The sequence below is a fragment of the Pseudomonas sp. ES3-33 genome (assembly GCF_000952175.1).
GTDB classification, from domain to species: Bacteria; Pseudomonadota; Gammaproteobacteria; order Pseudomonadales; family Pseudomonadaceae; genus Aquipseudomonas; species Aquipseudomonas gregormendelii.
This window is the reverse complement of record NZ_JZRI01000132.1, coordinates 1-6754: the sequence shown is the minus strand read 5'-3', so window position 1 is coordinate 6754 and position 6754 is coordinate 1. Positions and strand designations below refer to the sequence as shown.

Annotated in this window: 6 protein-coding genes and 1 pseudogene; 2 read left to right on the top strand and 5 right to left on the bottom strand. The window is 59.9% G+C overall.

Annotated elements, in window-relative coordinates:
• Positions 1-183: pseudogene (locus UB23_RS22560) on the top strand (IS110 family transposase); the annotation flags it as partial.
• 15 nt (positions 184-198) lie between these two features.
• On the opposite strand, the gene tsaA reads toward UB23_RS22560, so the two are convergent.
• The 5 genes from tsaA to rimO form a co-directional block, all read right to left on the bottom strand.
• Positions 199-900 (bottom strand): tRNA (N6-threonylcarbamoyladenosine(37)-N6)-methyltransferase TrmO, encoded by a 702-nt coding sequence (gene tsaA / locus UB23_RS22555; protein WP_045061505.1) that lies wholly within the window; start codon positions 898-900, stop codon positions 199-201.
• Between the two features lie 146 nt (positions 901-1046).
• Positions 1047-1517: a DUF1456 family protein gene (locus UB23_RS22550; protein ID WP_045061504.1), complete on the bottom strand. Its 471-nt coding sequence runs from the start codon at positions 1515-1517 to the stop codon at positions 1047-1049.
• Between the two features lie 74 nt (positions 1518-1591).
• A complete protein-coding gene (locus tag UB23_RS22545; RefSeq protein WP_045061503.1) occupies positions 1592-2302 on the bottom strand; it encodes an rRNA pseudouridine synthase in 711 nt (236 codons plus the stop codon).
• A 186-nt stretch (positions 2303-2488) separates the two neighbouring features.
• The gene (locus tag UB23_RS22540) at positions 2489-2962 is read right to left on the bottom strand and encodes a GNAT family N-acetyltransferase (protein ID WP_045061502.1); all 474 of its coding nucleotides are present in this window, start codon (positions 2960-2962) and stop codon (positions 2489-2491) included.
• Positions 2963-3071: 109 nt separating this feature from the next.
• Complete coding sequence (gene rimO, locus UB23_RS22535; protein WP_045061501.1) at positions 3072-4409, bottom strand: 30S ribosomal protein S12 methylthiotransferase RimO; 1338 nt, start codon at positions 4407-4409, stop codon at positions 3072-3074.
• Between the two features lie 287 nt (positions 4410-4696).
• Between rimO and UB23_RS22530 the strand changes: the two genes are divergently transcribed.
• On the top strand, positions 4697-6598 hold the full coding sequence (locus UB23_RS22530; RefSeq protein ID WP_045061500.1) for a potassium transporter Kup: 1902 nt from the start codon (positions 4697-4699) through the stop codon (positions 6596-6598).
• The last annotated feature ends 156 nt before the right edge of the window (positions 6599-6754 follow it).

Here is a 6754-nt window from a genome sequence, read left to right as displayed (position 1 = left end):
ATTCGCAGCGACCCGAATGTGAAGGCTTTTTATGATGCGTTGATCGCACGCGGAAAGCGAAAAATGCAGGCCATCTGCGCGGTTATGCGCAAATACCTGACAGGCTTGTGGGCGTGCATACGCGCAGAAGAAGATTTCGACACGGCCAAGCTTTTCAGCGAAAAACACCTGCTGAAAGCTTGACCGGTAACAGAGTATCTACAAGTTGGATGCGGGTATGACTTCGAGCACGCGGATCACGCCCGCCTCGGGGTAATGCCAGCGCACATCCACATCCCAGAACTGCGCGCCATATTCCCTCTGTGGTGCAGGTGTCTGGTACGCCGGGCGCGGATCCTGTGCCAGACACTGTTCGATAAGCTCGACCAGGGGCTCCTCAAGCCGCTGAGCGTGGCCATGGGCCTGCTGCAGCGCCGAATCCACCCACTGCACGGCAATCAGAGGCGGCGCAGCGCTGGCGATGCTGTTGGAGGCCGTGTCGATGATGTCGGCGTAAGGCACGTAAGGTTTTATGTCGAGAATCGGCGTGCCATCGAGCAAATCGATGCCGGATATCCACAGGCGATCGGCTTCGACCTTGTCCAGCTTGACCACTGACTGGCCAATGCCATTGGGTCGATGCGTCGCGCGCGTGGCGAAAACCCCCATGGATTTGTTGCCGCCCAGACGAGGCGGGCGGACTTTCAGCCGTGGCTTGTCTTCCAGCGCCTGGTGGAACAGGAACAGCAGCCACACGTGGCTGACCTGCTCCAGGCCCTGCACGGCCTCACCCTGATCGAATGGCGCCACCAACTCCAATACGCCGCGTGCGGCAGGAGCCAGTTGCGGTTGGCGCGGGATGGCGAACTTCTCCTTGAAACAGGAGCGCACGAAACCAATAGGGGAAACGCTGTAGGTCATGGGGTGGGGTCGAGGCGGGAATGGGTAGGCATGATAACCCGATCAACCTTTTAACCGGTGGCGCCAGGCAGTTCGTCATCGCCGGCAAGCCTTGCTCCCACAGAACCTGTGGGAGCGGGCGAGCAAGTTTTGCTCCCGCCTTGCAATTATTGCGGGCGCACGCGCAGGGTCAGGCCCTTGAGGAAGTTGCGCAGCAACTGGTCGCCGCACGGGCGGTAGTTGGTGTGGCCGAGCTTGCGGAACAGTGCGCTCAGCTCAGGCTTGGACACCGGGAACTCGGCAGCCTTGAGGATGGCGTGCATGTCGTCTTCTTTCAGTTCGAAGGCCACGCGCAGTTTCTTCAGGATGATGTTGTTGGTGACCGGCGTTTCGATCGGCTGTGGCGGACGGCTTTCGTCTTTACCGCGCTTGAAGATCACCAGGCCATCGAGGAAATGCGCCATGACTTCATCCGGGCAACGAACGAAGCCTTCTTCGTCTTCCTCTTTCTTGTCCAGATAAGTCAGCAGATCTTCCAGGCTCACGTCCATGCCGCCGAGCTTGATGATCTCGATGACTTTCTTGTCGCTGATGTCGAGCATGTAGCGCACGCTGCGCAGTACGTCGTTGTGGATCATGGTGTGCAGTCCTGATATTCAGCAGTGGGCGCCGCTCAAATCGCGGCGCCGAAATGTAGGGCGGCGTGAAAAGCCTAGAACTTCTCTTTGCCGGACAGGTAGCGCCATTGCCCCAATGGCACTTTGCCAATGGACACTCCGCCGATGCGGATGCGACGGATGGCAACGACCTTCAGGCCAACGGCCTGGCAGAACAGGGCGATCACGCCTGGTTGTGGATTTTTCATCGCAAACCGCAGGCGATTCTCGTTCTGCCAGCTGGCCTTCACCGGCGGCAGCTCCTTACCTTTGTAGGTCAGGCCGTGGTTGAGGCGGTTAAGGCCGTGAGCAACCATGTCGCCTTCAACCTCGACCACATACTCTTGCTCGATCTTGGCGGAGTCGGCCGTCAGCTTGCGCAGGATTTTCCAGTCCTGGGTGAACACCAGCAGGCCGCTGGCATTGGCCTGCAGGTCGGTGCTGGCGGTCAGGCGCAGGAAGTGGCCCTTGAGCGGGCGTTTGCTGAAGCGGTGTTCTTCGCTCAGGGTATCGGCGCTGATGGTGCCCATGGCCGTTTCCGCGTCCATGCCCGCCGGGACGTTGAACAGAATGGTCACCGGCTCCGGCGCAGTGGCCTTGGCTTCGGGGTCGAGCTCGACTTTCTGGGTGTCGACCTTGAATTGCGGCTCGTCGATGACTTCACCGTCCACGGTGACCCAGCCGCCCTCGATGAACAGCTCAGCCTCCCGACGGGAGCAGCCGACGAGTTCGATGAGGCGTTTGGAGAGACGAATCGGGTCAGTCATGACAGGGCCGTAACAAAAAAGGGGTGGGCATTGTACCTGCTGGGCGCCGGTTAATCGCGGGTCCATTTCAATACGGTTCAATTTCCCTTGGGAGCTGGCTTGCCAGCGATTGCATCACTCGGTCCATCTGACACATCGCAGCGCCTGCATCGCTGGCAAGCCAGCTCCCACAGGAATTTTATGGCGTCAGGCATGTTGTGAGCGTTGCTGGTCTTGGCGCAAGCGCATATGCAGTAACGGATAAGGCTGCCCCATCCCGTCATGCTCGGTGCGACCGACGACCTCGAAGCCCTGCTTGAAATAAAACCCCAGCGCCTGCGGGTTCTGTTCGTTGACGTCCAGTTCATAGGCGTTCAGGTGTTCCATGGCATAACGCAACAACTGCTTGCCCAGGCCCTGGCCGCGGTGAACCGGGTCGATGAAGAGCATTTCGATCTTGCCCCCAGCGACCCCGGCAAACCCGGTGATGCGCTGCTGGGCGTCCTTGGTGCAGATCAGCATGACTGCATCCAGGTAGCGGGTCAGCACCAGGTTCTTCAGCAGTTCGATGTAGCTTTGCGGCAGAAAGTCATGGGTGGCGCGCACCGAGTCTTCCCAGACCTTTGTGAGTTCTGTGTAGTCACTGAGTTTCGGTGTATGAATGACCGAATGATGGCGCATGGCCTGTTGCCTCTTGCGGAGTAAACGTAACGAATCCTTTCATCACAAACGATAGACGTAAAAAAGCCCCGCATCTCGTCACAAGAGCAGGGCTTTTACATCTTTCGCTTTAGATCTGTTCAGCCCAAAGGTCGTATTCGTCGGCGTCGGTCACTTTGCACCAGACCTTGTCGCCCGGCTTCAGGTTGCTGCCGTTGTCGATGAATACGTTGCCGTCGATTTCCGGGGCATCGAAGAAACAGCGGCCGACGGCGCCTTGCTCGTCGACTTCATCGACCAGTACTTCGATTTCGCGGCCGACGCGCATTTGCAGGCGAGCCGAGCTGATGGCTTGCTGATGCGCCATGAAGCGGTCCCAACGATCCTGCTTGATGTCGTCGGGCACGATCTCCAGGTCCATGTCGTTGGCCGGAGCGCCGTCGACCGGCGAGTACTGGAAGCAGCCAACGCGATCGAGCTGGGCTTCTGTCAGCCAGTTCAGCAGGTACTGGAAGTCTTCTTCGGTTTCGCCAGGGAAGCCGACGATGAAGGTCGAGCGGATGATCAGGTCCGGGCAGATCTCGCGCCAGTTCTTGATGCGCGCCAGGGTCTTGTCTTCGAAGGCCGGGCGTTTCATCGACTTCAGGACTTTCGGGCTGGCGTGCTGGAACGGGATGTCCAGGTACGGCAGGATTTTCCCGGCTGCCATCAGCGGAATCAGCTCGTCGACGTGCGGGTATGGGTAAACGTAGTGCAGGCGGACCCACACGCCCATGGAGCCGAGGGCTTCGCACAGTTCGGTCATGCGGGTCTTGACCGGGGCGCCGTTCCAGAAACCGGTGCGGTACTTCACGTCGACGCCGTAGGCGCTGGTGTCTTGCGAGATCACCAGCAGCTCCTTGACGCCGGCCTTGACCAGCCGCTGGGCTTCGTCGAGCACATCACCGATGGGACGGCTGACCAGCTTGCCGCGCATCGACGGGATGATGCAGAAGCTGCAGCTGTGATTGCAGCCTTCGGAAATCTTCAGGTAGGCGTAGTGGCGCGGGGTCAGTTTGATCCCTTGTGGCGGCACCAGGTCGATCAGCGGGTTGTGGTCCTGGCGCGGCGGCACGGCGTCGTGCACGGCGTTGACCACTTGTTCGTACTGCTGTGGACCGGTCACCGACAGCACGCTTGGGTGAATACTGCGAATGTTGCCTTCTTCGACGCCCATGCAGCCGGTCACGATAACCTTGCCGTTTTCCTTGATGGCTTCGCCAATCACTTCCAGGGATTCGGCCTTGGCCGAGTCAATGAAGCCACAGGTGTTGACCACCACCACGTCGGCGTCCTGATAAGTGGACACCACGTCATAACCTTCCATGCGCAGCTGGGTAAGGATGCGCTCGGAGTCGACCAATGCTTTGGGGCAACCCAGGGATACGAAGCCAACTTTTGGATTGGCCGGCGCAGGAGTGGTGGACATGTCTAACCTCGGTATTTGTGACGACTGCGCCCGGTAGGGCGAGGCGGCTGACGGACGCTTTGTGGCGTCTCTGATCAAAAAGTGCGCAATTCTAGCGATGGGACGCGCGCTTGACCAGCTTTATGCAGGGAAATGCGACGAGTGCTGCGCTATGCTTCGCGCCTTGATGCTTTACCGATTACTTACAGTCAAGAAAACGTCTGTAACGTGAAGTAAAACAGCGCATGCTCAGGGCAGAGCATAGTGCTTCTTATCAGTAGTCCAGGTCTGAGTAGCAGGAGTTTTGGATGGGGCAGGCAAGTAGTCAGGCGGCGGGCGCCGAGCATTCGGCAGCAAAGCCGATCGGCATGCTGGTCGCGGCGGTCGGGGTGGTTTACGGCGATATCGGCACGAGTCCGCTGTACACCCTTAAAGAAGTGTTCTCCGGTGGCTATGGTGTGCCGGTCAACCACGACGGGGTGTTGGGCATCCTGGCGCTGATTTTCTGGTCGCTGATCTGGGTGGTCTCGATCAAATACATGATGTTCGTGCTGCGCGCCGACAACCAGGGCGAGGGCGGGATCATGGCGCTGACGGCCCTGGCCCGGCGCGCCGCAGCCGGGCATGCCAGGTTGCGCAGCCTGTTGGTGGTCTGTGGCCTGATCGGCGCGGCGCTGTTCTACGGCGACAGCATGATCACCCCGGCGATTTCCGTGCTGTCGGCGATCGAAGGCCTTGGGCTGGCTTTCGACGGCATCGACCGCTGGGTGGTGCCGCTGTCATTGGTAGTGCTGGTGGGGTTGTTCCTGATTCAGCGGCACGGTACGGCGCGCATCGGCATTCTGTTCGGGCCGATCATGGTCACCTGGTTCCTGGTGCTCGGCGCCCTGGGTGTCCACGGCATCTTGCAGCACCCCGAAGTGCTGCAGGCAATGAACCCGGTGTGGGGCGTGCGCTTCTTTATCGTGCATCCGGGCATGGGCGTGGCGATCCTCGGTGCCGTGGTACTGGCCTTGACCGGTGCCGAAGCCTTGTACGCCGACATGGGGCATTTTGGTCGCAAGCCTATCGCCCGCGCCTGGTTCATCCTGGTGTTGCCGGCTTTGGTGCTGAACTACTTCGGCCAGGGTGCCTTGCTGCTTGGCGATCCTGAAGCCGCTCGCAACCCTTTCTATCTACTGGCGCCAAGCTGGGCGTTGATCCCGTTAGTGGGCTTGTCGACCCTGGCCACCGTAATCGCTTCCCAGGCAGTGATTTCCGGCGCGTTCTCCCTGACCCGCCAGGCGATCCAGCTGGGTTACATCCCGCGCATGCACATCCAGCACACCTCCAGCGCCGAACAGGGCCAGATCTACATCGGCGCTGTGAACTGGTCGTTGATGGTCGGCGTGATCCTGCTGGTGCTTGGCTTTGAGTCCTCTGGTGCGCTGGCCTCGGCGTATGGCGTGGCCGTAACCGGCACCATGTTGATGACGACCATTCTGGTGGCGGCGGTGATTCTGCTGTTGTGGAAATGGCCGCCGGTGCTCGCCGTGCCGCTGTTGTTTGGCTTCCTCCTGGTGGATGGTCTGTACTTCGCGGCCAACGTGCCGAAAATCGTCCAGGGCGGGGCGTTCCCGGTCATTGCCGGTATCGCCCTGTTCGTGCTGATGACCACCTGGAAGCGCGGCAAGCAGTTGCTGGTGGAGCGCTTGGACGAGGGCGGCCTGCCGCTGCCGATCTTTATCAGCAGCATCAGCGTGCAGCCACCGCACCGGGTCCAGGGCACGGCCGTGTTCCTGACGGCCCGCCCGGACGCCGTACCCCATGCGCTATTGCACAACCTGCTGCACAACCAGGTGCTGCATGAGCAAGTGGTGCTGCTGACCGTGGTCTACGAGGATATCCCGCGGGTGCCGCCGAGCAGACGCTTTGAGGTGGAGTCCCACGGTGAGGGGTTCTTCCGGGTCATCCTGCACTTTGGCTTCGTCGACGAGCCGGACGTGCCGCAAGCGCTGAAGCTGTGCCATCTCGATGACCTCGACTTCAGCCCGATGCGTACCACTTACTTCCTCAGCCGCGAGACGGTGATCGCCTCCAAACTCGAAGGCATGGCCCGCTGGCGCGAGGCGCTGTTCGCATTCATGTTGCAGAACGCCAATGGCAATTTGCGGTTTTTCAATCTGCCGTTGAATCGGGTGATTGAGTTGGGGACGCAGGTGGAGATGTAAGGGCATACAAGAATACTGTGGGATTGGTGTGTCTAGTCCTGAAATAGGTTTACATCTGTTTCACCCCAACGCCCGATGCACCGCATCGGGCGTTTTGTATTTCAAGGACAGGTGCGGGCGCTCCTGGTTGTAGATTAGGATCGCCTCTCTCACCAT